The sequence below is a fragment of the Bacillus sp. SIMBA_008 genome (genome assembly GCF_046535495.1).
Lineage (GTDB): Bacteria > Bacillota > Bacilli > Bacillales > Bacillaceae > Bacillus > Bacillus subtilis.
This window is the reverse complement of record NZ_JAWRWL010000030.1, coordinates 1-460: the sequence shown is the minus strand read 5'-3', so window position 1 is coordinate 460 and position 460 is coordinate 1. Positions and strand designations below refer to the sequence as shown.

Sequence of the window (460 nt, the reverse complement as noted above, 5' to 3'; positions counted from 1 at the left end):
ATCCTTGAATGCTAGCCGCCGGGTCGGTCATCAGGCGTCCAGGAAGCGACGGATGGCGGATGCGGTCTGCGCGGGCTCCTGCAGCATCGGCAGATGGCCCGTCGGGAGGTCTTCCCTCCCCTCCGCGCCGAGGCGATCGGCGAAGCGCCGCTGCATCGCCGCGGGCAGCTCGCGATCGTGCGTGGTCGTCAGGTACCCGGTCCGCCCGGTCCAGGCGTGGCCGCGCGTCCTGTCGAGGTAGAGTCGTCGCGGTTCCGGGGTGAACTCGGCGACGACCCGGTCGACCTCCGTCTCTTCGAGTCCGTGACCGAGACCGCGACGGATCGCGGACTCCGGCGGCCGGGTCCCGCCGAGTCGGAGCGCCACCGGCAGGATCCACCGGTTCGGCGCCGGCATCGCGGAGACGAAGGACTCCCCGGCGCGCGGGATCACGGCCGACACGGCCAGCAGGCCGTCGACC

At 72.6% G+C, this 460-nt stretch carries 1 protein-coding gene; it reads right to left on the bottom strand.

The features are described 5' to 3' along the window. Positions 1–30: 30 nt before the first annotated feature. Positions 31–460 (bottom strand): alpha/beta fold hydrolase (locus tag SB658_RS21915; protein WP_410602282.1); only part of this gene is annotated, 430 nt, incomplete at its 5' end.